Origin of the sequence: Vibrio sp. 10N.286.51.B11 (genome assembly GCF_041469245.1) — a bacterium.
In the GTDB taxonomy this organism is placed as follows: Bacteria; Pseudomonadota; Gammaproteobacteria; order Enterobacterales; family Vibrionaceae; genus Vibrio; species Vibrio crassostreae_C.
The window spans coordinates 150,835-175,882 of sequence record NZ_JBFRKI010000012.1 but is presented as its reverse complement, the minus strand read 5'-3'; the positions used below and the strand labels follow the sequence as shown (position 1 = coordinate 175,882).

At 43.9% G+C, this 25,048-nt stretch carries 18 protein-coding genes; 5 read left to right on the top strand and 13 right to left on the bottom strand.

Annotated features, from left to right (window positions below; translation table 11 throughout):
* The first annotated feature begins 124 nt into the window (after positions 1 to 124).
* Positions 125 to 1,066, top strand: coding sequence for a chemotaxis protein CheV (locus AB4154_RS07710; protein WP_017062139.1), 942 nt, complete (start codon positions 125 to 127; stop codon positions 1,064 to 1,066).
* Between the two features lie 333 nt (positions 1,067 to 1,399).
* Here the strand turns inward: AB4154_RS07710 and AB4154_RS07705 are convergent, their stop codons facing one another.
* The 4 genes from AB4154_RS07705 to AB4154_RS07690 all read right to left on the bottom strand — a co-directional run bounded on the left by AB4154_RS07705 (position 1,400) and on the right by AB4154_RS07690 (position 7,845).
* Complete coding sequence (locus AB4154_RS07705; protein WP_372122645.1) at positions 1,400 to 4,492, bottom strand: error-prone DNA polymerase; 3,093 nt, start codon at positions 4,490 to 4,492, stop codon at positions 1,400 to 1,402.
* Positions 4,493 to 4,605: 113 nt separating this feature from the next.
* The gene (locus AB4154_RS07700) at positions 4,606 to 6,075 is read right to left on the bottom strand and encodes a DNA polymerase Y family protein (RefSeq protein WP_102398091.1); all 1,470 of its coding nucleotides are present in this window, start codon (positions 6,073 to 6,075) and stop codon (positions 4,606 to 4,608) included.
* A 3-nt stretch (positions 6,076 to 6,078) separates the two neighbouring features.
* Positions 6,079 to 6,786 carry a translesion DNA synthesis-associated protein ImuA gene (imuA, locus tag AB4154_RS07695; RefSeq protein WP_372122644.1) on the bottom strand — a complete coding sequence of 236 codons (708 nt, stop codon included), beginning with the start codon at positions 6,784 to 6,786 and terminating at the stop codon, positions 6,079 to 6,081.
* A gap of 318 nt (positions 6,787 to 7,104) precedes the next feature.
* On the bottom strand, positions 7,105 to 7,845 hold the full coding sequence (locus tag AB4154_RS07690; RefSeq protein WP_017062135.1) for a YciK family oxidoreductase: 741 nt from the start codon (positions 7,843 to 7,845) through the stop codon (positions 7,105 to 7,107).
* A 137-nt stretch (positions 7,846 to 7,982) separates the two neighbouring features.
* Here AB4154_RS07690 and sohB point away from each other — a divergent pair, with 137 nt between their 5' ends.
* A complete protein-coding gene (sohB, locus tag AB4154_RS07685) occupies positions 7,983 to 9,050 on the top strand; it encodes a protease SohB (RefSeq protein ID WP_372122642.1) in 1,068 nt (355 codons plus the stop codon).
* Between the two features lie 185 nt (positions 9,051 to 9,235).
* Here sohB and AB4154_RS07680 read toward each other — a convergent pair whose 3' ends face one another.
* The 9 genes from AB4154_RS07680 to AB4154_RS07640 form a co-directional block, all read right to left on the bottom strand.
* Entirely contained in the window at positions 9,236 to 10,798 is a 1,563-nt protein-coding gene (locus AB4154_RS07680; protein ID WP_017062134.1) for a SpoVR family protein, read from the bottom strand.
* An 11-nt stretch (positions 10,799 to 10,809) separates the two neighbouring features.
* Positions 10,810 to 12,081 (bottom strand): YeaH/YhbH family protein, encoded by a 1,272-nt coding sequence (locus AB4154_RS07675; protein WP_372058184.1) that lies wholly within the window; start codon positions 12,079 to 12,081, stop codon positions 10,810 to 10,812.
* A gap of 127 nt (positions 12,082 to 12,208) precedes the next feature.
* On the bottom strand, positions 12,209 to 14,143 hold the full coding sequence (locus AB4154_RS07670; protein ID WP_017062132.1) for a PrkA family serine protein kinase: 1,935 nt from the start codon (positions 14,141 to 14,143) through the stop codon (positions 12,209 to 12,211).
* A 321-nt stretch (positions 14,144 to 14,464) separates the two neighbouring features.
* Positions 14,465 to 14,743, bottom strand: coding sequence for a hypothetical protein (locus tag AB4154_RS07665; RefSeq protein ID WP_372122641.1), 279 nt, complete (start codon positions 14,741 to 14,743; stop codon positions 14,465 to 14,467).
* Between the two features lie 57 nt (positions 14,744 to 14,800).
* Positions 14,801 to 15,301, bottom strand: coding sequence for a YfbU family protein (locus AB4154_RS07660; protein ID WP_017066932.1), 501 nt, complete (start codon positions 15,299 to 15,301; stop codon positions 14,801 to 14,803).
* Between the two features lie 224 nt (positions 15,302 to 15,525).
* The gene (gene pflA, locus AB4154_RS07655; protein ID WP_010437353.1) at positions 15,526 to 16,266 is read right to left on the bottom strand and encodes a pyruvate formate lyase 1-activating protein; all 741 of its coding nucleotides are present in this window, start codon (positions 16,264 to 16,266) and stop codon (positions 15,526 to 15,528) included.
* Between the two features lie 164 nt (positions 16,267 to 16,430).
* Positions 16,431 to 17,432, bottom strand: a complete 1,002-nt coding sequence (locus AB4154_RS07650) for a lipid A deacylase LpxR family protein (protein ID WP_136973554.1) — start codon at positions 17,430 to 17,432, stop codon at positions 16,431 to 16,433.
* A 200-nt stretch (positions 17,433 to 17,632) separates the two neighbouring features.
* The gene (gene pflB / locus AB4154_RS07645) at positions 17,633 to 19,909 is read right to left on the bottom strand and encodes a formate C-acetyltransferase (protein WP_102427865.1); all 2,277 of its coding nucleotides are present in this window, start codon (positions 19,907 to 19,909) and stop codon (positions 17,633 to 17,635) included.
* A gap of 307 nt (positions 19,910 to 20,216) precedes the next feature.
* Positions 20,217 to 21,758 (bottom strand): DUF3360 family protein, encoded by a 1,542-nt coding sequence (locus AB4154_RS07640; protein WP_372122639.1) that lies wholly within the window; start codon positions 21,756 to 21,758, stop codon positions 20,217 to 20,219.
* Positions 21,759 to 22,549: 791 nt separating this feature from the next.
* Between AB4154_RS07640 and AB4154_RS07635 the strand changes: the two genes are divergently transcribed.
* The 3 genes from AB4154_RS07635 (at position 22,550) to AB4154_RS07625 (ending at position 25,048) form a co-directional block, all read left to right on the top strand.
* On the top strand, positions 22,550 to 23,320 hold the full coding sequence (locus AB4154_RS07635) for an ABC transporter ATP-binding protein (protein ID WP_004736532.1): 771 nt from the start codon (positions 22,550 to 22,552) through the stop codon (positions 23,318 to 23,320).
* A 137-nt stretch (positions 23,321 to 23,457) separates the two neighbouring features.
* On the top strand, positions 23,458 to 24,228 hold the full coding sequence (locus AB4154_RS07630; RefSeq protein ID WP_017062125.1) for an ABC transporter substrate-binding protein: 771 nt from the start codon (positions 23,458 to 23,460) through the stop codon (positions 24,226 to 24,228).
* Between the two features lie 79 nt (positions 24,229 to 24,307).
* Entirely contained in the window at positions 24,308 to 25,048 is a 741-nt protein-coding gene (locus tag AB4154_RS07625) for an ABC transporter permease (protein WP_017062124.1), read from the top strand.

Genomic DNA, 25,048 nt, shown 5'->3' with positions numbered 1-25,048 from the left:
ACTTAAGCTTTGTATAACATCATTTGTTGTACTTAGTTTAAGCATTCTGTGCATTGGCGCTTTGCTTTAACCTATTGAAGTAGGCTATTGTAGCCACAGTTATTATTTGTCACTAAGGTGTTGTATGTCTGGCGTTTTAAATTCGGTTGATCAGAGAACCAAACTGGTCGGTGAAAACCGTCTGGAACTCTTGTTATTCAGCTTAAATAGTCGTCAACTATTTGCGATTAACGTATTTAAAGTGAAAGAAGTCCTCAAAGTGCCAGTACTCACTCGCTTACCGGGCTCTCATCATCATATTACGGGTGTTGCGTCTTTACGTGGTGAATCGGTGCCTGTTATCGATTTACGCAGTGCCATTGGCTTTCCGCCATCTCGTGCGGAGTCTCAAGAGAGCAACCTGATTATTACGGAATACAACCGAACCGTACAAGGTTTCTTGGTTGGGCAAGTTCGTAATATCGTGAACACGACATGGACAGAAATCCAGCCGCCGCCAAAGACAACAGGCCGTGCAAACTACCTAACCGCTATTACGCATATTCAAGAAGAAGAGCAGCACAAGATCGTCGAGATCATCGATGTTGAGAAAGTGTTGGCTGAGATCATTGATTACGATGTCTCGATCTCTGAAGGCGTTTTAGATGAACAATTAGCTCAGGAGATGATAGGACGCAATGTGCTTATCGTTGATGACTCTTCAACAGCGCGTAACCAGATCAAAGGCACCTTGTCGCAGTTGGGTTTGAACATTATTGAGTGTTGTGATGGCTTAGAAGCACTGACCTTACTTAAGGGCTGGTGTGATGAAGGCAAAGACATCAATCAAGAAATATTGTTGATGATCACCGATGCTGAAATGCCTGAAATGGACGGCTACAAGCTGACACACGAAGTACGTACTGACCCAAGAATGCATGACCTATTCATCACGCTAAATACTTCATTAAGTGGAAGTTTTAATGAAGCTATGGTTGAGAAAGTAGGGTGTAACCGCTTTATTTCTAAGTTCCAGCCAGACCTCTTGGTTGAAGTGACTCAAGAGCGAATGCGTCAGATTTTATAATTAATGCTGCTGTACGGTTTGTTTTGAGTGACCTTATAGAAAACGCTTGCTAATATTCACGCAGCATATTTTTCTTAACGAAATATGCTCAACTACTAGCGTAATTTTTCACACACAATCTAAGGTAGTTCCTCTTAATGATATGGTTAACGTCTAAAGTCGTCATGACTTTGAGCTTATTACTGTATAGGGAATTTAAGAAAAGACGTACGGAAGCTGAAGTTGAGTCATAACTCAACAACTGGAATTGAAGGGAAGCGGATGCTTCCCTTTTTCGTTTTTCTTTCTCTCTTTTCTTTAGCCAATGATCGATTGAGAACAGTTGGTACTTCGCTAATGAAAATCCCGAGATTTGGTTTTCAAGCCAACAATTTCATCGGTAATATCGATAAGTTTTCCCGCGATAACATGCACGACTTCACCTTCTTTTTCTAATATCCCTTGTACTTTTAACGCCTTGGCTGTGAGATAAGCTTGCTGTTGAGCGCGTGCGGTTGCTCCCCATACCACGACATTAATATTGCCAGTGCTATCTTCCAGCGTAACAAAGGTGACACCTGCCGCGGTGCCGGGAGATTGTTTACCTGTGACTAATCCGACAACGGTGACCATAGATTTGTGTCTTTGCTGTATTAAATCTTTCATGTGTGTGAATCGACCTAATCGTCCTGCTTCTTCGAGCAAAGTGATGGGGTGCTTGTTCAATGAAATTCCGACACTGGTGAAGTCTTCGAGTAGATCTTGCATCTCATTGGGCTTGTGCAGTACATGTTCGTCATGTCCTGCCTCAGCATCGTCATAGGCTTGGCTAAACAGAGGTAAATCCGACGCCGAGTCCATGATCGCCCAGCGAGTCTGGAAGCGGTCTCCAGAAACGTTATGTAGCGCATTGGCCGATGCCAGTAGCTCGATATCTTTCTTATTCATCGATAACTGTTTCACCTGACTAGGGTGGCGATAACCGGATGGTGGACGATTGGCGAGCACGCTTTGAATTCCATGCTCGCTGAATCCTTTGATTTGTCGCAGCCCTAAGCGAATCGCTAGACCATTCTGATGAGGGGCAACCGTGTGGTCGTTTTGAGAAGCGTTCACACATACCGGAAGTATCACCACATTGTGTCGTTGTGCGTCTTGTACTAACTGTGAAGGGCTATAAAACCCCATCGGTTGGCTATTCAACAGAGAAGCGTAGAAGCACTCTGGGTAGTAGCATTTCAACCAAGCGGAGCAATACGCTAACACCGCAAACGAAGCGGAGTGGCTTTCAGGGAAACCGTACTCGCCAAAGCCGCATATCTGTTTAAAGATCTGCTCAGCAAACTCTGTCTCATAGCCGCGCTTTTGCATTCCTTCGATGAGTTTGTTTTTAAACTTAAAGACGTTGCCATTTTTCTTCCAAGCGGCCATTGCCCGTCTGAGTTGATCTGCTTCTCCGCCTGTGAACCCTGCAGCGACCATCGCGAGTTTGATCACTTGCTCTTGGAATATCGGTACACCTAAGGTGCGCGACAGTACTGATTCCACGTCTTTAGATGGATAACTGATTGGCTCAATGCCATCTCGACGCTTGAGAAACGGATGCACCATATCACCCTGAATAGGGCCTGGGCGTACGATAGCGATTTGAATCACCAAGTCGTAATAAGTCTTCGGTTTAAGCCTTGGCAGCATGCTCATTTGTGCGCGTGACTCAATTTGGAATATCCCGACTGTGTCTGCTCGCTGAATCATGCCGTAAACCTGAGGATCGTCCTTAAGGCGAGTGATCTCAGCAATGGTCAGTGATCGCCCGTGAATACGTTTGATCAGGTCGAAACATTTACGAATCGCAGAGAGCATACCCAACGCGAGCACATCAACTTTCAGCAAGCCTAAGGTTTCTAGATCATCCTTATCCCATTGGATAATGGTTCGATCGTGCATCGCTGCATTTTCGACGGGAACCAGCTCATACAAAGGCCCTGAGGATATGACAAAGCCACCGACATGTTGAGATAAGTGACGTGGGAAGCCGATAATCTCATTAACCAAGTGGATAAACTGCTGCCCCTTCAAATAATCAGGTTGTAGCCCTAATTGAGTGAGCTGAGCCTGCCAACCTAAGCTTTTGTCCCTGCGATTGGTGTTCTTGATGAAGTAGTCGAGCTGAGTTTCTTGTAGCCCTAATGCTTTCCCCACATCTCTCACCGCACTTTTGAAGCGATAAGAGATGACTGTTGCAGCAAGTGCAGCCCGTTCTCTACCGTATTTTTTATAGATGTATTGGATGACTTCTTCACGACGTTCGTGTTCAAAATCGACATCAATATCAGGCGGCTCATCGCGCTCTTTACTGATGAAACGCTCAAACAGCACCGAGATCTGTCTTGGGTCGACAGAGGTGATTTCTAAGCAGTAACAGACCACGGAATTGGCCGCTGAACCTCGACCTTGGTAAAGAATGCCTTGGCTTTTGGCAAACATCACGATGTCATGAATGGTGAGAAAAAAGAAAGGGTAGTCAAGCTCGTCAATTAATCCCAATTCTTTATCTATGATTTGTTGGATGTCGTTAGGTACACCTTGTGGGAAGCGAGTCTGTTTTCCTTTTTCGACCAACATGCGCAGATAACTCATGGGTGTCTCCCCTTGAGGAATCAGCTCACTGGGATATTCGTATCGCAAGCTATTTAAATCAAATTCACACAGCTCAGCGATACGGTTGCTCTCTTCTAGCCACTCCGCTTTGAAGATATGAGAGAGCTTATTGATACTCCGTAAACAGCGCTCGGCATTAGCGAGTAAGTGACTGCCCACTTCGGTAATGGGCTTTTGGTACTTTATCGCAGTGAGTGAGTGCTGTAAGGGTAAGCGGTTAGCATTGTGCATTAGCACGCCACCACAAGCTGTTATCGGCAGTTGATGATGTTGTGACAGCTCAACGCAGTAATCTGTGTACTGCTGGTCGGTTTGCTTTAGGTGTCTTTGTAAGCCGATCCAAAGCCGACCTGAATGGTGCTGGGAGAGCCATTTCCCCCAATGCGCGTCTTCATTTTTCTGTTGAGGAAGCCAAAGAATAAAGCAGTGCTTAGCCGACATGATATCCCACTCAGAGAGCTGATAATGTCCCTTACTGCTACGACGTCTCGCGTTGGTAATTATACGGCACAGCTCGGCGTAGGCTTGTCTGTTTGGGCATATCAAGATCACTTGGCACTCTTCATTTAACCAAAACATGCTCCCGACAATTTGCTTGAGTGACAGTTTATGTTGCTTGATTGCAGAGTGAACCTTAACGATGCCCGCGACTGAGCACTCATCAGTAACCGCGAGTGCTTTGTAACGTAAGAAGTCGGCCTGTAAAACAAGCTCTTCCGCATGCGAAGCTCCCTCTAGAAAGGAGTAATTACTTTGACAGAAAAGCTCTGAGTATTGCTGAGACATAACGTAATCTCACTTAACCATTGCGAGTGAACATGATTGAAAAGGGACGCTGAAATTGAATAAGTAGAACGGAGGAGCTAACAAAGTTTCTTGCTGACTTACGTTCTTACCGACTAGCTAAATAAGCCGTGCAAAAACCACTGTTTATCTGGCGTTTTAAATATCCAGAGCCACCGACCGTTTTCGCTGTGAGCAATAAAGTAGTCACGAATGACCTTCTCTCCGTCCCACCAGCCAGACACAATGCGCTCTGGGCCTTGAGATAAGGTGACGCTTTCGGTTAAGGCTTCGGGCTCTGGCAGTAAAATACTGGGCCTGAGCCGCTGTTGAACGACGCTGAGAGCTGTGGTTTGTTGCTCGCTCCTTGAGGGCGCTTGCCTTTTTGTCACAGACTTACTCAGTGTTGGGAGCGAATACTGATTGGCCTTTTCTGGCCTTGGGTCGTGCTGTATTTTTGGTGTTTGAATACAGGCTTGTCCAAGCTTTGCTTGGAGTAGTGAGAGCAAATCTAACGCGGCAAGTGTTCCGGTATTACCATCAAAAAGATCATGGTAGGCCATTTGGGGTTCTCCATGACGAACCAAGCTGAGGGTCAGTCCTTGAACCGGTGCGGTGAGCTTGAGTGACTCTAAGGTGAGATGAGTAAGGTTCGCCCATTTTTCAGCAAGGTAATCACCTTGTGCCGAATAAAAAGAGACAGGGTGATCGTCTTTATCTCTTAGGTGTAAAGTCAGAGTTAACTCGAAAGCCACTCGATCGCGTAGCTTCAAAAAACATTCGAGTTGATTCAGTAATTTCAGCAACGGCTTTTCGATAAATAGGATGTTTTCAATATCAAACAATAGCTCCAAATATTGCTGGAAATTCTCTGGTGGATGATAGAAATCAATCGGGTGCTTGAACTGGCCGTTAAGGCGACCGACATAATTCACCAAGTCGATATCAAAGCGGCGTGCGACCTCTTGCAAAGGCAGCTTCAATAACTCTTCAATGATATTAATGCCGACACGATTTAAGCGTTCAACTTGTTTAGGCGGCAGTTCGCTAGAACTTAGAGCTTGCTGATTAACCCAAGTCTTCATCTGTTGAACATTGTTTGTTGCTTGGTTGATCGCTTGCTTACCCAAAAGGATCGCAGAAAGCGGTGAATAACCCGTCGCAAAGTTGAACTGAATATTGAGCGTTTCTAAATGGCTTTTGAGTTCATGCCAATAGTTATCTAGCCCGTCGTAAAGTGACAGCATGTTAGAGGCTTTAATCAACAAACCATTAGGTGGCAATAACGCCATATCAGAAGTGACCAGATACGCCCATTGAGCTATCTCTTTCAGCTTACTTTTCTCCAGCTCAATACTGTAAGGGTGGACGTGTAAGTTATGGCAAAGCGCTGCCGCAGACCCTAGACCCATCTCCAGTGTAATGCCTGAGTCCAGTGCTGCTTGATTAGCCTGCAGCACACGATGATCTTTTTCATCCACGATGATAATAGGTTGTTCGCGTGAGTCTTCGCTCGAACCCAATTCATTAGAGTTAAATAAGGTATCCAACTGCAGAGATGGAAAGTGCAGATAAAGCCACAGCATGCGCTAACCTTGTTTCGCAATAGGAAAGGCCAATACAGTATTACCTGATAGACCGTGGTGTGAACTATCGATGTTGATGACTTTCTCTGTCAGTAACGGCCAATTTGGGGTCATGTCGAGAATAAAGCTGCCATACGACCAACTGCCTTTTCTCTTCGTCACTTCAACCTTTAACCCCTGCGCGTGAGAAGAGAGTTTCATGCTTAAAGAAACGGGTAGGGATAATTGATTATGGCTGGTGGCTTTAAAGTGAAATTGCAGGCACTTGCCCGTTTCGCTTGCTGCTTGTAGGCGTTTGGTTTGGTGAATTTCGAGATCGGTTCCCCATAACAATACAGAATGGCAAGCACCACTTTTGAGGCACTGCTCAGCTGCCCACAACGCATCGAGATCGCGTTGAGGCTGGATAACGAGAATGTTTTCTAATTCAATGCCTTGGCTGTTAAAAAACTCAGCACAGATCTTCCCTGGCGGGTTAATGAATATGGCCAGTTTTTGCGAGTTTTGTTGAGATAAATAGGGCGTCAGTAGGCGAAGCTCGCCGATCCCTTGTTGTGATTCAACTTCAATAACGCCGTGCGTCGGGAAGCCGCCATCAAGCTGTTTATCCAGTTGAGGATAGCCTGTTGAAGTGGTGCTTCCTTGCGTTGTTGATTGTAACCCTTTCCAGATTAGCTGGCGGTCTTGTAAGTTTTTTATTAGTTCATGCATAATTAAATACCTGTATATTTATACAGTATATTTAACAATGAAAAAGATGCAAAGCAAAATGACGAAAATTAGAGGAATAATACCAATCACAGTAAGTAAGTGATCATAAATAGCGCAGGAAAAATGCTTGAGAACAAGGCAGAAATTTTCGATAAGTAGTTATTCTACAATCAAAATTTCTAACGCCGTTATCGAGTGTTTTAACAAGCTAGGATGACCAGTTATTTACTACGATTGGTATCAGTGTTAGTTGATTGATTTAGATACAAAAAAAGCCGCTATGGAAGCGACTTTTTACTATTGGTCAATGATATCAAGTTACTTAGGTTGAGCATCGATACATTGGCCATTAATGTCTGTCACACTTGGGTTCATTAAGTGTAGGTACAGTGGGATGATGTCGAGTGGCGTTTTTAGCTTATTCGCATCTTCTCCTGGGTACGCTTTTGCACGCATACGTGTTTGAGTGCCGCCTGGATTGATTGCGTTAACACGGATGTTCGTGTCTTCAAGCTCGTCCGCTAGGATCTGCATCATACCTTCGGTAGCAAACTTAGAAATTGCGTAAGTGCCCCAGAATGCACGGCCAGAGTGACCAACCGTTGAAGAGGTAAATACGATACGACCTGCTTCTGCTTTTTTAAGTGCAGGTAGCAGAGCTTGAGTCATCAAGAACTCAGACTTCACATTGATCTGCATAACATCATCAAAGGTTTCTTCATCAATCTGCTCAAACGGGCTCAGAGTGCCAAGAACGCCAGCATTATGAAGTAGACCGTCTAAACGACCGAACTGTGATTGAATGGTTTCAGCCATATCAACGTAGTTCTGCTTTGTCGCACCTTTTAAATCCAATGGGATAATCGCAGGTTGTGGGTAACCAGCGCTTTCGATTTCATCGTAAATGAATTCAAGGTTTTTAACATTGCGGCCTAACAGAATGACAGTTGCACCATGTTGAGCGAAGCTTAGTGCTGCTTGGCGACCAATGCCAGCACCGGCACCTGTAACCAAAATTACTTTATCTTTGAGGGCATCTGTAGAGATTGGGTAATCCACTGTGCTTATCCTTCTTTCTTTTATTATGTTCGTCATTCCATTGATGTTTAATCACACAGATAACCGCAGGAATGATGAGAAATTCTTGGTAATCGTGACAAGATGGTTACAATACACTAATTCATACAATAGGGGATATGACATTGGAATTTTTGTTGGACTACGGCTTGTTTTTAGCCAAGATTGCGACCGTTGTAATCGCCATCATCGCAATTTTAGTGATTGCTAAATCTGTGGGTGGGAAATCAAGCGCGATTAAAGGTGAGCTGGAAATCACGAACCTATCTGAACATCATAAACAGACGATTGAACAACTAGAGCACCATCTACACGATGATGCTTTCATCAAAGCCCGTGATAAAGCAGAAAAGAAAGCGGAAAAAGAGAAAGTAAAATCACGCGGTAAAGAAGTGAAGAAAGCAGCGAAAGAGGGTGAGCTTGATAGTAAGCGTGAACCACATCTATTCGTTCTTGATTTTAACGGCAGCATTGATGCGAAAGAAGTGGCTTCATTACGTGAAGAGGTAACGGCGGTTCTGGCTGTGGCTCGTGAAGGTGATGAAGTATTGCTGAAACTTGAGTCTGGCGGTGGCATGGTTCACGGCTATGGTTTAGCGTCTTCTCAACTTGATCGTATCAAAGCGGCAGGTTTGCCTCTGACTATATCGGTAGACAAAGTGGCGGCAAGCGGCGGTTACATGATGGCATGTATCGCAGACAAAATTGTATCTACACCGTTTGCTATTGTTGGCTCTATTGGTGTTATCGCTCAACTGCCAAACTTCAACAAACTACTTAAAAAGCACGATATTGAGTTCGAGCAGCTAACGGCGGGTGAGTACAAACGCACGCTTACTATGTTTGGTGAGAACAGCGATAAAGCACGTGAGAAGTTTAAAGAAGAGCTAGAAGAGACACATGGCCTATTCAAAGACTTCATCCGTGACCATCGTCCTGCGTTAGATCTTGAAAAAGTAGCAACGGGTGAACACTGGTTTGGTACACAAGCACATGAACTTGGACTGGTGGATGAGATCAGCACTTCTGATGACTTAGTCGTAGCGGCATGTAAGGACAAAACGGTTCTAGCGATCCACTACGTACAGAAGAAAAAGCTTTCAGACAAACTAGCGGGCGTGGCAGGTAAATCTGCAGACAGCGTGTTGATGAAGCTGATTGAACGCGGTCAAAAGCCGATTGTTTAAGCTTATTGAGTTCTAGTTCTAGGCTTGGTGCCTTACGTTCATTTACAGACGTTTGAGCCTTAAAAAGAAAGCGCATAAGTCATCAGACTTATGCGCTTTTTTATTGCTCCACTTCCGAGCGGGTGACCACTATGTTGTAGGGGGAGCGGAGTTTTATACCAAACACTGACTTACTGTGATTGATATTAAATCTTGGCTCCATAATCATTACGTTTTGGACAAGTAGTCAGAATCTCTCTATGACCCGTATCTTTGAGCTCTTCCAAAATCACATCAAAGCCCCACAAGCGATAGAGATGCTTCATCACTTCGTCGTAGCCTTTATCAAGTGGGATGCGGTCGTGAGGCACATATTGCAGTGTCATTGAGCGGTCACCACGAACATCGACATTAAACACCTGAATGTTTGGTTCAAGGTTACTTAGGTTGTATTGCGCCGCAAGCTTCTCACGAATCAGGCGATAGCCCGGATCATCATGAATAGCACTCACCTCAATGGTATTTTTACGGTCGTCGTCGAGTACAGAGAACAGCTTAAAGTCTCGAATGATTTTTGGAGAAAGGTATTGGCTGATGAAACTTTCATCTTTGAAGTTGTGCATCGCAAAGTGCACCGCTTCTAACCAATCACTTCCGGCTAACTCAGGGAACCACTCTCTATCTTCATCGGTTGGCTCTTCACAGATGCGTCGGATGTCTCTAAACATCGCAAAGCCAAGCGCATAAGGGTTTATCCCGCTGAAATAAGGACTGTTGTAGGCAGGTTGTGCGACGACACTGGTATGGCTGTGTAGGAATTCTAAGATGAACTTATCACTCACCAAGCCTTCGTCGTAAAGGTGGTTAAGAATGGTGTAATGCCAGAAGGTTGCCCAGCCTTCGTTCATCACTTGAGTTTGTTTTTGAGGGTAGAAGTATTGGCTCACTTTGCGAACGATGCGAACACACTCTCGTTGCCAAGGTTCAAGCAGTGGTGCGTTCTTCTCGATAAAGTAGAGAATGTTTTCTTGAGGCTCGCTAGGAAAGCGGATCTTGGTCTCTTCTTCCTTACTTTTATTTTGAGGAACGGTTCGCCATAGCTCATTCACTTGAGATTGCAGATAAGCTTCGCGTTCTTCTTGTCTTGCTGTCTCTTCTGCAATGGAAATCTTCTCAGGGCGTTTGTATCGGTCTACGCCGTAATTCATCAGTGCGTGACAAGAATCAAGGAGCTGCTCGACTTCAGCAACACCATATTTCTCTTCACAACCACTGATGTACTTCTTAGCAAACAACAAGTAATCGATGATGGAACTGGCATCGGTCCATGTTTGGAACAGGTAGTTGCCTTTAAAGAAAGAGTTGTGGCCATAACAAGCGTGAGCCATTACCAGCGCCTGCATTGTGACCGTGTTCTCTTCCATCAGGTAAGCGATACAAGGATCGGAGTTGATTACGATTTCGTATGCCAAGCCCATTTGGCCATGCTTGTAGTTTTGCTCGGTTTGAATGAATTTCTTACCAAAAGACCAGTGGTTGTAATTGATAGGCATACCAATGCTCGAGTAGGCATCCATCATCTGTTCTGAAGTAATCACTTCAATCTGGTTTGGGTAAGTATCTAAACGGTAATGCTGCGCAACACGTTTGATTTCTACGTGGTATTTCTCCAAGAGGTTGAACGTCCAATCTGGACCATCAGGCAGCATCTTGTCGTTTTTCTTTTTTGCAGCTTTGTTTTTCTCTGCAACGTTTGATTTCGCTGTCATGGCAAACTCCCTTACGCTGTCTCTTTCTGGAACAGTTCTCTAAACACAGGAAAAATATCATCCACCGTTTTAATGTTTTTCATGGCGAAGTTGTCAAAGCTGCTCTCGAGTTTTTCGTATTCGTGCCAAAGTGTTTGATGAGAGCGGCGTGTTATTTCGATGTAAGAGTAATATTGGCAAGTTGGCAGAAGCGTATTGACCAGTAACTCTTTACAGCGAGGAGAGTCATCAGCCCAGTTATCGCCATCAGAGGCTTGTGCTGCATAGATGTTCCACTCATTAGCAGGGTAGCGGTCTGCGACAATTTCCTTCATCAGTTTCAGTGCGCTTGAAACAATGGTGCCACCCGTTTCTTGTGAGTAGAAAAACTCATGTTCGTCGACCTCTTTAGCCTGAGTATGGTGACGAATAAACACAACATCGACGTTTTCGTAGGTGCGATTTAGGAACAGATACAGAAGGACATAAAAGCGCTTCGCAATGTCTTTCGTGGCTTGATCCATTGAGCCAGATACATCCATTAGGCAGAACATAACGGCTTGGCTAGATGGAATAGGGCGCTTCTCGTAGTTTTTAAAACGCAGGTCGAAGGTGTCAATAAATGGCACGCTTTCAATTTTTTTACGTAACTCGGCAATCTCTTCTTTTAAACGACTTTCTTCAAAGGGTTGTGCGGGTTCCGTCATTTTAACTTGGTCAAGCTGCTCCATCAGTAGGTTAAGCTCGCGCTTTTTACCTGCTGTCATCGCGGTTCGACGAGCCAGAGATTGCTGCAGTGAACGAACGATAGCTATGTTAGATGGAATCCCGGCGCTTTGGTAACCAGAGCGGTGTGTTTTCCATTCGGTGATTTTGTTGACCTGATTCTTCTCTAGATTAGGCAGAGCTAAATCTTCAAAGAGAATATCAAGATATTCATCTTTTGAAATTTGGAATGTAAATTCATCTTGGCCTTCGCCATCAGGGCTTGCGTCGCCTTGGCCTGAGCCACCACCTTGACCACCACCTTTAGGGCGTTCGATTTTATCGCCAGTGATGAACTGATCATTACCTGGGTGAACGCGCTCTCTTACGCCGCCTTGACCTTGGTGAAAGTTCGGCTCTTTGATGTCTTTATGGGGAATAGTGACGTCTTCACCTGTTTCTGTATTGGTGATTGAGCGTCGGTTAACTGCATCGGCCACAGATTCTTTGATTTGCTCTTTATGGCGTCGTAAGAAACGCTGTCTATTCACAGCACTCTTATTTTTGCCATTGAGCCTCCGATCGATAAATTGTGCCATAAGAACTCCCTCTCAGCTGATGTCGCGATCCTACTTTTTATTCGGGTATAAGAGTTATTGATTTACTAAGGTATAAAAGTTATTGGTTTATACGAGCTGCTCAGTTGAGCAGCTCAATACCGTTTAGTTATGAGGATTTACGAACTCTTAGGTACCACTCAGATAGCAGTCTCACTTGCTTCTCGGTGTAGCCTTTTTCCATCATACGAGCAACGAAGTCGTCATGTTTTTTCTGATCATCCGTTGAGGTCTTAGCATTGAACGAAATAACAGGAAGTAGCTCTTCTGTGTTAGAGAACATTTTCTTCTCAATCACAGTGCGCAGTTTCTCGTAGCTCGTCCACACTGGGTTTTGACCGTTATTGTTGGCTTTGGCACGAAGCACAAAGTTCACAATCTCATTTCGGAAGTCTTTAGGGTTACTGATACCGGCTGTCTTCTCGATTTTCTCTAGTTCACCATTCAGAGAAGCACGGTCAAATAGTTGGCCTGTTTCTGGGTCGCGGTACTCTTGGTCTTGAATCCAGAAATCTGCGTAGGTGACATAGCGGTCGAAGATATTCTGACCGTACTCAGAGTAAGACTCTAGATAAGCGGTTTGAATTTCTTTACCGATGAACTCTACGTAGCGTGGCACTAGGTATCCTTTCAAGAACTCTAGGTACTTCTCGGCGGTCTCTTGAGGGAACTGCTCCCGTTCGATTTGCTGCTCAATAACGTAGAACAGGTGCACTGGGTTCGCGGCCACTTCGGCTTGGTCGAAGTTAAACACACGAGACAGGATCTTAAAGGCGAAACGCGTTGATAGCCCAGACATGCCTTCGTCAACGCCAGCATAATCTCGGTACTCTTGGTAGCTCTTCGCTTTTGGATCGGTGTCTTTTAGAGTCTCACCATCGTAAACACGCATCTTAGAGAATAGAGATGAGTTTTCAGGCTCTTTTAGTCTCGAAAGAATGCTGAATTGCGATAGCAGATCGAGTGTGCTTGGTGAGCAAGGCGCTTGGGATAGCTCACTGTGCTCAAGCAGTTTCTTGTAGATCTTAACTTCTTCAGACACACGCAGACAGTAAGGGACTTTTACAATGTACACACGGTCGAGGAATGCTTCGTTGTTTTTGTTGTTACGGAAGGTCTGCCACTCAGATTCGTTCGAGTGAGCGAGAATCATACCGTCAAATGGCAGTGCAGAAAGCCCTTCGGTACCGTTGAAGTTACCTTCTTGTGTTGCCGTAAGTAGAGGGTGTAATACTTTGATTGGCGCTTTGAACATCTCCACGAATTCCATCACACCTTGGTTGGCTTTACAAAGCGCACCAGAGTAGCTGTAGGCATCAGGATCATCTTGAGAGAAGTGTTCAAGTTTACGAATATCAACTTTACCAACCAGAGACGAGATATCTTGGTTGTTTTCATCACCTGGCTCCGTTTTCGCGATCGCAACTTGATCGAGAATAGAAGGGCGCAGTTTGATGACTTTGAATTTGGAAATATCACCGCCAAAATCGTGCAGACGTTTTGCTGCCCACGGAGACATAATTGAGCGAAGATAGCGTTTCTCAATGCCATATTCATTCTTCAATAAGTCGCCGTCTTCGTTAACGTCGAATAGACAGAATGGGTGATCGTTTACTGGGCTTCGTTCACCGTCAGCAGACAATACATAGATTGGTAGTTTCTGCATCAGGGCTTTGAGTTTTTCAGCGAGAGAAGATTTACCACCGCCCACAGGGCCAAGTAGGTAAAGGATTTGTTTACGTTCTTCTAAACCTTGCGCAGCATGTTTTAAGTAAGAAACAATCTGTTCAATCGCATCTTCCATACCGTAGAAATCTTTAAATTCGCTGTAGCGTGAGATGACACGGTTCGAGAAAATACGACTCAGTTGAGGGTCTTGAGCAGTGTCAATAACCTCTGGTTCGCCAATGGCTAGTAATAAGCGCTCGGCAGCATTAGCGTAAGCACTTTTATCGTCTTTACACAGCCCTAAGAACTCCTGCAATGTCAGCTCTTCTTCCTTGGCTGCTTCATAACGTGATTGATAGTGGTCAAAGATACTCATAGTCACATTCCCCTTGTTAACCAGTCAAAACTGACGAGCGATTGAAAAATAGGCTCTCCCTACATTTTAAGGTTAGACCGCTTCCACAATTTTGCTTAACAATTATGTATTTATTTACAATTTTGCGTGTGAAAAACGTGGCGAGCGCAATAGGCAACTTGAGGCGCGTAGAATCAAATTATTTTACATTCGAGGGGATCTGGCCGTTTGTTTTGAGATTTTAGGTCGCTTAACAATACTCACAATGGATTTATGTGCATTAGATGTATAACTGGGCTCTATTGATTTTTGGAATGGAGTACCATATAATGCGCGAAGTTATCAAAAATTGCTCAATAAATAGGTAGATGTAGTGAAGAATAATGGGTTCAAAATAGTGGCTATCTGCATGTTACGCCAAATGTTCGAGTAACTGGTGGCGTTCGTTATACCAACCTTGAAGGTGATATAGAGAATAGCCCAATACTTGAAGGTGATATAGAGAATAGCCCAATACTTGAAAGTGGTATCAACATGGCCGCGAACGTTGGTGTTGCTTACGTTTTCTAGTTGCTTTGGTTTTTCTCTTTGTGTGCGAACATTAAAAAAAGGGTTACTCATGATGAGTAACCCTTTTTCTTGAAACTTTTTAAAAGTTATCGCTGATCTATTAACGAATTAAGCGCTAAAGATTTGAGATAGCTCTGTCGCACATAGGTGGTACTGACGAGGGCAGTTGCGCCATGTTGTTAGCATGCGACGGTACTTCTCTAGCATTGGCATCTGGCTATTGAAGTGGTGATCGGCTTTGTCGAATTGAGGGTAAAGACCTTCAGAATCAACAAGGAAACGCACGTAGTGTACGATCTGCGCTTCAGAAGCGATATCAAAACCTAAGAACTGCAGGCGACGTTGGTCTACTTCAGCACGCTCTTGTTCTGCAAGCATTTTGTTCGACTCTTGCATTGCATGGTACATCTCCATGATGTCGATAATTTCGCGACATTCTGCTTCAGTCAAACAACCAAACTCTTTGTTAAGCTCACGCATTTGGAGTTCGTAACCACGTTCTACAATCGTTTGTAGACGTTGGTATTTAGCGGAGTTCTCAGGATCCATTTGAGACATTAGGTAGTATTGATTTGATAGAATCAGACGCTGAGCATTGGTCATTTCCATAGGAGGAGCCTCACTAAAAAACTAAATGTTGTATTCTTTTGTTGCAGTAAGAGTAACAGCATTCCTACGAGTGGAAACATGATCTCAACACGGATTTAATATGATTTTTTTAATTGATAAACAAAAGTTGTAAAGAAAAGTGAAAGGATAGTTAGCGCTAGAAAAGAAAACGCCCCAATCGAAATTGAGGCGTTTAAAATAGAGGTTGAGCATCGTCTGCAGTATTAGTATTTTACGTTTGAATGATACTGGCTAAGAACAGCAACAATCTCATCCATTTTCTCTTTGCTTGGCGGATTTGTACCTTCAAGAGGGTAGTCAAAACCAAGTGCTTCCCACTTATGTGCACCAAGCTTATGGTATGGAAGCAGTTCTACTTTCTCGATGTTATCCATGTCTTTGATGAATTCGCCTAGCAGATGAGCATCTTCAGGTGTGTCCGTGTAGCCAGGGACAATCACATAACGAATCCACGTCTTCTTACCGATTTTGTGTAAGTAGCGTGCGAAATCCAGAGTACGTCTGTTTGATACACCAATGAAATCGTGGTGAATCTCATCTCGCATGTGCTTAAGATCGAGCATCACTAGATCAGAGGCTTCTAGTACTTCGTCAACCACTTCAGTGTGCTTACGAATGTAGCCATTAGTATCAAGACAAGTGTGGATGCCTTCAGCTTGAGCTGCGCGGAAAAAATCACGAACAAACTCAGGTTGTAGCATCGCTTCACCACCAGAACAGGTGATACCACCGCCCGATGCTTTCATGAAATGACGGTATGATTTTGCTTCGTTGATGATCTCTTCGACCGTTACTTCCTTTCCGTCATGAAGATCCCATGTATCACGGTTATGACAGTACATACAACGCATTAAGCAGCCTTGAAGAAACACAATAAAGCGGATACCAGGGCCATCGACAGTACCACAAGATTCGAATGAGTGAATGCGACCAGTTGTAGACATGAGCTATTCTCGTAGAGGAATTTATACCGTTTATTTTATTACAAAAACGGTACATAAAATAGGGTCAAATGGTAACGAGACCTTTAAAAATAAAGGCAACCACCTGTGAAGATGATTGCCTTTATTAAACTTGAAAAGTAAAGGACGAAAGCCCTTACTGGTGGCTAGAAGAAAGCAAACATTGTGATACCGCCAGTGGTGTACACTGACTCTTTCGCTTCTTCGTAATCCGGTGTTTTTGCGGTTAGCGCGAAAGAGGCACCAACGTATCGGTTATACCAAGCGACACCCAATACAGCAGTTGCTTGAATGTTCTCTAAAGTCACATCGTAGATCGCTGGATCTTCGTTGTTTTTATTAGCGTACTCATCAACACCTGAGCGATCGCCTTCGATAGTCAGGTCGTTGAATCGGTAGCGACCTTCGAGGCCTGCATAGGTAAACCAACCAGCGTTTGATGCGCCGATCATGCCCGGTTTGAATGGGTTTTCTGTGGTGATGTTAGCTGCACCAAAGTTACCGCCTAAGTCTGTACCCCAACGAAACATGAAGCCCGTTGAAATGTCACTTCTAAAGTTACCGACGTTGATTTCAGAAACGTTAGAGATTTCGTAGTCAGTATTCGCAAGAGCTTGATTACGCATTAGGTTGAAATGGCTTAGGTAACCAACGCTTCCCGCCCATTCATCATCGACTTGGTATTCCCAACCCATCGGCTCATCCGACTTAGTGATTGAGTGAACCAGCTTTTGAGCATCTTCAGACAGTGCACGTTCGCCCGTAGTACCAAACGTGATATTAAAACGCTGGGCTTGCTGTGGGTTTAAGCTGATGTAATTGAATTCAGTGTGAAGGTAACCTGCGTATGGGCGATCATTAGGCGATGGCGTTTCTAACTCAATGTCAGAAGGCGTATACATCTTGTGGCCAATGGTGATTTCCCACTTGTCTAGAGAGCTTGCGCCCCAGTAGGAAAGACTCAATGGTTTTACCCAGTTATATGGCGTAATACTTGATGATGTGTAACCCAGAAATAAGCCGTTGGTATAGTCTTGGTCGACACCAAAAATACCATCATTATCTAAAGCAAAAGTTAACGTAGAACGCTCAGAGGCTAAAGATGAGAAAGAGAGAAGAATCAGGGGTAAACAACGCAGGTATCTCATGGAGCAGTTACTCTTAAATTATGAACCGCGATATTACCGTAATTTGACAGAATTTGTGGAAAAAAAGTGAATGGCAGGGTGCTTTTTTGCTCAACCTAACATTTCGCGGGATAGGTGAGTGTAGTGCGATTTATTTCAGATATAAAAAAGCCCCGCACATTGGCGAGGCTAATATTATTTACTGTCTATTGAGCGTGAGCTTATAGAGACTCAGTAAATGTACGTGCGATTACGTCAGCTTGTTGCTCTGCAGTTAGAGAGTTAAAGCGAACAGCGTAACCAGATACACGGATTGTTAGCTGAGGGTATTTCTCAGGGTGCTTAACTGCGTCTTCAAGAGTTTCGCGGTTAAGAACGTTAACGTTAAGGTGTTGACCACCTTCAATGCCAGCTTCGTGGTGGAAGTAACCATCCATTAGGCCTGCAAGGTTAGCACGTTGGCTGTCTTGTTCTTTACCTAGTGCGTTTGGCACGATAGAGAACGTGTAAGAGATACCATCTTGTGCGTCAGCAAACGGTAGTTTACCTACAGACGTTAGTGAAGCTACAGCGCCTTTCTCATCACGACCGTGCATTGGGTTTGCACCAGGAGCGAAAGGAGCGCCAGCACGACGACCGTCTGGAGTGTTACCTGTTTTCTTACCGTAAACCACGTTAGACGTGATAGTAAGAACTGACTGTGTAGGGATAGAGTTACGGTAAGTCTTAAGCTTACGGATCTTGTTCATGAACGTAGAAACTAGTTCACAAGCAATATCATCTACACGAGAGTCGTTGTTACCGTATTTAGGGTAATCGCCTTCGATTTCGAAGTCAGTTGCGATGCCATCTTCGTCACGGATTGGTTTAACAGTCGCGAACTTGATTGCAGATAGTGAGTCAGCTGCAACAGATAGACCAGCGATACCACAAGCCATAGTACGACGAACGTCACGGTCATGAAGAGCCATTAGAGACGCTTCGTAGCTGTACTTGTCGTGCATGTAGTGAATGCTGTTTAGTGCAGTCACGTATTGCTTAGCTAACCAGTCCATGAATGTGTCTAGGCGACCCATTACGTCATCGTAGTTAAGAACTTCGTCAGTGATCTTGTCTGAAACAGGACCAACTTGCATCTTAAGTTTCTCGTCCACACCGCCGTTGATTGCGTAAAGCATTGTTTTCGCAAGGTTAGCACGAGCACCGAAGAACTGCATTTGCTTACCAACGATCATTGGAGATACACAACAAGCGATAGCGTAATCATCAGACTCTAGGTCAGGACGCATTAGGTCATCATTTTCGTACTGGATAGAAGAAGTATCGATAGATACCTTCGCACAGAAACGCTTGAAGCCGTCAGGTAGTTGCTCAGACCAAAGAACAGTGATGTTTGGCTCTGGAGAAGGACCCATAGTGTATAGAGAGTTTAGGAAACGGAAGTTCGAACGCGTTACTAGCGTACGACCGTCGATACCCATACCACCCATAGACTCTGTTGCCCAGATTGGGTCGCCAGAGAACAGCTCATCGTACTCAGGAGTACGTAGGAAACGAACCATACGCAGTTTCATTACGAAGTGGTCGATCATTTCTTGTGCTTGTTCTTCAGTGATCTTGCCAGCAGCGATATCACGCTCGATGTAGATGTCTAGGAAAGTCGAAGTACGACCTAGAGACATTGCAGCACCGTTTTGAGATTTAACAGCAGCTAGGTAGCCGAAGTAAGTCCACTGGATAGCTTCTTGAGCTGTTTGAGCTGGCTCAGAGATATCGAAACCGTATTTCTCAGCCATTTGCTTGATTTGACCTAGAGCACGATGTTGCTCAGAGATCTCTTCACGCAATTGCATTGTTGCAGAAAGATCTTCGCCGTTCTCGAAACGCTCTTGTAGAGAAGCGAATTGAGCAGCTTTGTCTTTCATTAGGAAATCAATACCGTAAAGTGCAACACGACGGTAGTCACCAATGATACGACCACGGCCGTAAGCATCAGGAAGACCAGTCAGAACACCAGACTTACGACATTTTAGGATATCAGGAGTGTAGATATCGAAAACGCCAGCATTGTGTGTTTTGCGGTATTCTGAGTAGATTTTTGAAACCATTGGGTCAAGAGTTTCACCGTATGCTTTACAAGAACCTTCAACCATACGTACACCACCGTTAGGGATGATTGCACGTTTTAGTGGCTTCTCAGTTTGTAGACCAACGATAGTCTCAAGATCTTTCTCAATGTAACCTGCATCGTGAGCAGTAATGGTAGAGATAACAGAAGTATCGAAATCTACAGGTGCTTTAGTTGCGTTTTCCTGTTTGATACCTTCCATTACCGAAGACCAAAGCTTGTTAGTTGCTTCAGTACCCTCAGAAACTAGGAAAGACTCGTCGCCTTCATACGGCGTGTAGTTCTTTTGAATGAAATCACGAACGTTTACTTCGCTTTGCCACTCACCTGCAGCAAAATCTTCCCAAGCTTTAGCAAATTGCTCTGCCATGACATACCTACCTTTTTAGTAGAAAAAATACGTACATTAACACTGTTGAGCCAGCGCCCCTCGTAAGGGTAGTACACTCTTATTAATAACAATATATATGAGCATATAAGCGTCATATGGTTATATATATTGTCACTACCTTTTATATGTTGTCTTTACTCTATGAATTCAAGACTACGCTAAAAAATTTCTGCAAACCTTAAACTAAATCAATAAATGCCAAAAAAAGTTGAAAAAATTTGAGTGGCAGGGGTTGCCACCCAAACTTTTTTTTAATCCTAATACTACTTTTGTGTAGTAAGGACCATTATAGCCAAGCTTTTAGACCATATTGACTTTCTAGCATACCAACTGCAAGCATTGCTACTAGACAGATAACTAAAACGCCAACTGGGATAACAATCTTATCTACAAATGATAGACGCTTCGCACGCTCTTTATCACCAATTAGACCGTTATTATCTAGAAGCATAGTCAGTGCCCATGCTAATACTGGGTTAACAACCGCTGAACCGAAGATACAGATACCAGCTGCTTGAGAGTCTTTTGAATCTTTAACCATCTGCATACCCGCTTCAAGTAGAGGTAGAGATACACCTACAAGTAGCGCAACACGCATCACTGGTGGCCATACTGCTACGTCCATTGGGAAGCCAAGAATCGCAACAATAATACATAGAGAGCCAAGCAAGATTGCGCCGCCAGGGATTGGACGTTTCGCGATAGCCGCTGGGATCATGTAAGTACCCCAAGATGAAGTGATGTTACCCCCACCAACTGCTGTACCTACCATTTGACGAACTGAACACATAGTCATTGTGTCGTCTACGTCCATCAGTACTTTTTCAGACTTTTTAGGGTAGTTCAGTTCTTGGAAGATACGGTGACCTAGGAAGTCAGGTGACCACATTGCTACTGCTAGGATTGCAAATGGTAGAGAAGCGATGAAGTGCTCAACGTTTGGTAAACCAAGCATCCAACCTTCTTCAGTAGAACCCCACCAGTAGATTGGGTTTAGGTTTGGAATGCCTGTTTCAGTTACGAATTTGATATCGAAACCAGCACCAAGTACTAGAGCAATAGCTAGACCAGTGAAAGCACAAACAGGGATTGCTAACCAACGCTTGTTCACTTTAGCAAGGAATGCATATAGACCGATGGTAACGGCTAGAACAATCAAACCGATGTAACCCATGCTACCAGCAGCGACAGTGTCAGACTGAAGACCAACAGCCCAAGCTTGAATTGAGTTGATTTGGCTCATGGTACCGGTTAGACCCAAGAAGATGAGCAAGCCACCCGCCGTACCTTCAGAGGTAAGGTTAACAAGTTTAGACCCACCTTTTAGGAAGCTTAGGATAAGACCGAAGACACCGATAAGGATTGCCAATGCAAGAGGGTGAGCACCAGCGAGAGCGATGGTACCGATAAGAGGGATCATTGGGCCGTGGTTGCCGGCAAGGTTTGCTTTAGGGTTAAAGAAACCAGAAGCAAGGATACAAAACAGTAGTGCAGGAATAAGCATTTCTACACGAGCGACTTCAATTGCGAAGTCTTTACCTAGGTTTACGTGATCCCAAGCTTGAGTTAGGCCATCAGCCCACGACATCATTACTGCAGAGTACATCGCAATGATACCAATAGTACCAGCAAGTGCAGGAACAAGATCTTCAAGTTCAAAGCGGAAGTCACGACCTGGAAGGTTTAAACCGAAGCGGCGAGGCTTCATGATTTGAAGTTCGTGATCTAGATAATCTGAGCGGCTCTCAAATTCAGAAGCAGGACGGTGCAGCTCTTTATAGCTTTTCTCTTCTACTTCAGAGTTCGCATTATTGACAACGTCTGACATAGATTCCTCATATTTTTTGTTAGTAATTCTAAAATTGAATTCTATAAGTTCGCGTAATTGCGTTATTTCTTAGTTATAACTCATTAACATTATGTTGCACGGTTTTGCTGTGCTTTATGCAGCTAAGTTAAAAGAAATGTTTGGCATTTTTAATGCCTTATTCTTTGCTGAGGAGTCTAACAAGCTTACCCTTTAGGGTGATTGATCTTGATCACTTTATGAGTATATGTGAAAGAAAGCTACAAAACGCAGCGATTCATTAACTTCCCATTGATGAATCGTGTAATTAGTTTTCACAAATTGACGTTTACCTATCTTCTTCGAGCCTTTGTCGTCATGGCTCGAGTTCAATACTCAATTCTTACTGAGTTATTTCACTATTACTTGCTTCCCAACTGTTCCGAGTGAAATGCTTACAATGTAATAACCTTAAAATAATTGTGCCTTACGGTGTGTATGTAGTGTTGAGCGTGCAGATTATATTTTGCAGATCTCGGCGTATCTAAGTTCACAAAACTTGTTTTTCTTGTGAGACATCAAGCTACGTGAATCTCATTTTGATTAACTTTATTTAAACAATGTAAGGGGTGTAATTGCAGCTTATTGATAGAACTCATTCATTAAATTGAGGCGAAAACGCTACCTTTTGCATAATAAGTCAGAGTGAATCGCTATTTATTCCAATTTATCAGGTTAATAATTTGTTGCATGTTGTTTCGTGTGGTGCTAGTTTGTATCGCATGAAAAGGTCGGAGTACCTTGCATTTTCACAAACTTGGGAGAGAAAGCGCATGAAAGATGTACCAGCGCTGGACATAAAGGATCTACACAAAACGTTTGGTCAAAATGAAGTTTTAAAGGGAATTTCACTTTCTGCGCATAAAGGCGATGTTGTATCGATTATCGGATCTTCAGGGTCGGGTAAAAGTACTTTCCTTAGATGTATCAACCTTTTAGAGACACCAACTGCAGGCGAGATTTGGGTTAATGGCGAATTAATTCAAATGAAAAACAACCGCCAAGGCGTATCTGTTCCTGCCAACGAAAAACAAGTACAGCGTATCCGTTCACGCTTAGCGATGGTTTTTCAAGGCTTCAATCTTTGGTCTCACCTGACCGTTCTCGAAAATGTTATCGAAGCACCCGTTCACGTATTAGGTGTACCTAAAGCTCAAGCTATTGAAAATGCAGAACTACTACTTAAAAAAGTAGGCTTGTATGAGCGCAAAGATTACTACCCAGGTCATTTATCCGGTGGACAACAACAACGAGCGGCAATTGCTCGAGCGTTAGCGGTTGATCCGGAAGTGATGCTGTTTGATGAGCCAACATCAGCACTTGACCCTGAGTTAGTAGGGGAAGTACTCGGTGTAATGCGAGATCTAGCAGAAGAAGGAAGAACCATGCTTGTGGTAACACATGAAATGGCTTTTGCTCGTGACGTATCAAACCATGTGATGTTCCTGCACCAAGGTCTAGTGGAAGAACAGGGCGATCCAGCTAAACTGTTTACGGAACCTGAATCTGAACGTTTACAACAATTTATCTCATCGATTTACTAATCAGAATTGAAACGCCGTTGCCAACGGTAAACAGCGACGGTGTGAACAATAAAACACAACAAGTAAGTTAATAAGCAACAACAAACACAATATTAAAACTAGCAAAACATAAAAACCTAAATCACAGGAGTAGGGATATGAAAAAGTGGTTATTAGTCGCGGCACTTGCTGCAACTGCTGCAACGGGCGTAGCTCAAGCAAAAGAATGGAAAACAGTACGCTTTGGTATTGAAGGTGCTTACCCTCCATTTAGCTGGACAGAAGCTGACGGGTCACTGAAAGGCTTCGATGTCGATATGGCTAACGCACTTTGTACTGAAATGCAGGTGCAGTGTAAGATCGTTGCACAAGACTGGGATGGTATCATTCCTTCTCTACTTGCTCGTAAATATGATGCGATCATCGCGGCAATGTCTATCACGGAAGAGCGTAAGAAAAAAATCGACTTCACTGGTAAATACGCACTTATCCCAAACAAGTTCATCGCTAAGAAAGGTGCAGGCCTTAACTTTGATGATCTAAGCGGTCAAAAGATTGCAGTTCAACGTGCAACAACTCACGATAAATACCTAACAGACAACTACGGCGATACAGTAGAGATCGTTCGTTACGGTTCATTCGACGAAGCTTACCTTGATCTAGCAAACGGTCGTGTTGCTGCTGTACTAGGTGATGCATCTGCTCTAGAAGAAGGCGTGCTGAACAAAGCTGGTGGTGAAGACTACGAGTTTGTTGGCCCCTCTCTAACGGATCCTAAGTGGTTCGGTGAAGGTATGGGTATTGCTGTTCGTAAGCAAGACAAAGATCTGACTAAGCAATTAGATGCGGCAATCCTTTCACTACGTGAAAAAGGCATCTACCAAGATATCGCGGCTAAATACTTCAACTACGACGTATACGGTCAGTAATCTTTAGCGTCAATTCTTAAGGGAGAGGTTCTCCTCTCCCTGTCTTACCAACTTTTTCGCAGTTCTGTTGGAATCCATTATGTTTGATTTACAAGGATATGAAGCGTCGATCCTGAAAGGGGCGGTGCTCACAATCGAAGTTGCCTTGCTGTCGCTAATTTTAGCTATGGTTCTTGGTATGCTAGGTGCCTTAGCAAAACTCGCGCCTTATCGCTGGGCTCGTGCTATTGCAACCCTCTACACAACCGTCATTCGAGGCATTCCAGATCTCGTACTGATGATGCTGATTTTCTTTGGTGGACAAATCCTTTTAAACAACAGTTTGTATTCCATCAACGAGTGGCTCAACGAGTGGTTTGCATCCAGTGATCCTAACCACGAATGGACCGCTTACTTACCTGATTATATTGATGTCAGCCCATTTGTTGCTGGTGTCTTAACCATAGGCTTTATTTTCGGTGCCTATATGGCAGAAACGTTCCGTGGTGCCATCATGGCTGTCGACAGCGGTGAAATGGAAGCGGCAAAAGCTTATGGTATGAGCCCTGTAAAGGCGTTTCACCGCATACTGCTACCGCAGATGATTCGTCACGCATTACCGGGTTTTGGGAATAACTGGCTGGTATTACTTAAAACCACTGCGCTGGTTTCGATTATTGGCCTAGAAGACATGGTACGTGTTAGTGCACTGGCGGCGGGTTCAACCAAAATGCCATTCACTTTCTACATGACTGTGGCGATTATCTTCTTATTCTTCACCAGTGTTTCAACGGGCTTACTTAAGCTGGTTGAACGTAAATTCAGTATCCACGCGAGGTAG

Coding starts and splice junctions, on each gene's coding strand:
- AB4154_RS07710 (WP_017062139.1), top strand. CDS start 125: ATGTCTGGCGTTTTAAATTCGGTTGATCAGAGAACCAAACTGGTCGGT.
- AB4154_RS07705 (WP_372122645.1), bottom strand. CDS start 4,492: ATGTCTCAGCAATACTCAGAGCTTTTCTGTCAAAGTAATTACTCCTTT.
- AB4154_RS07700 (WP_102398091.1), bottom strand. CDS start 6,075: ATGCTGTGGCTTTATCTGCACTTTCCATCTCTGCAGTTGGATACCTTA.
- imuA (WP_372122644.1), bottom strand. CDS start 6,786: ATGCATGAACTAATAAAAAACTTACAAGACCGCCAGCTAATCTGGAAA.
- sohB (WP_372122642.1), top strand. CDS start 7,983: ATGACATTGGAATTTTTGTTGGACTACGGCTTGTTTTTAGCCAAGATT.
- AB4154_RS07680 (WP_017062134.1), bottom strand. CDS start 10,798: ATGACAGCGAAATCAAACGTTGCAGAGAAAAACAAAGCTGCAAAAAAG.
- AB4154_RS07675 (WP_372058184.1), bottom strand. CDS start 12,081: ATGGCACAATTTATCGATCGGAGGCTCAATGGCAAAAATAAGAGTGCT.
- AB4154_RS07670 (WP_017062132.1), bottom strand. CDS start 14,143: ATGAGTATCTTTGACCACTATCAATCACGTTATGAAGCAGCCAAGGAA.
- AB4154_RS07665 (WP_372122641.1), bottom strand. CDS start 14,743: ATGAGTAACCCTTTTTTTAATGTTCGCACACAAAGAGAAAAACCAAAG.
- AB4154_RS07660 (WP_017066932.1), bottom strand. CDS start 15,301: ATGGAAATGACCAATGCTCAGCGTCTGATTCTATCAAATCAATACTAC.
- pflA (WP_010437353.1), bottom strand. CDS start 16,266: ATGTCTACAACTGGTCGCATTCACTCATTCGAATCTTGTGGTACTGTC.
- AB4154_RS07650 (WP_136973554.1), bottom strand. CDS start 17,432: ATGAGATACCTGCGTTGTTTACCCCTGATTCTTCTCTCTTTCTCATCT.
- pflB (WP_102427865.1), bottom strand. CDS start 19,909: ATGGCAGAGCAATTTGCTAAAGCTTGGGAAGATTTTGCTGCAGGTGAG.
- AB4154_RS07640 (WP_372122639.1), bottom strand. CDS start 21,758: ATGTCAGACGTTGTCAATAATGCGAACTCTGAAGTAGAAGAGAAAAGC.
- AB4154_RS07635 (WP_004736532.1), top strand. CDS start 22,550: ATGAAAGATGTACCAGCGCTGGACATAAAGGATCTACACAAAACGTTT.
- AB4154_RS07630 (WP_017062125.1), top strand. CDS start 23,458: ATGAAAAAGTGGTTATTAGTCGCGGCACTTGCTGCAACTGCTGCAACG.
- AB4154_RS07625 (WP_017062124.1), top strand. CDS start 24,308: ATGTTTGATTTACAAGGATATGAAGCGTCGATCCTGAAAGGGGCGGTG.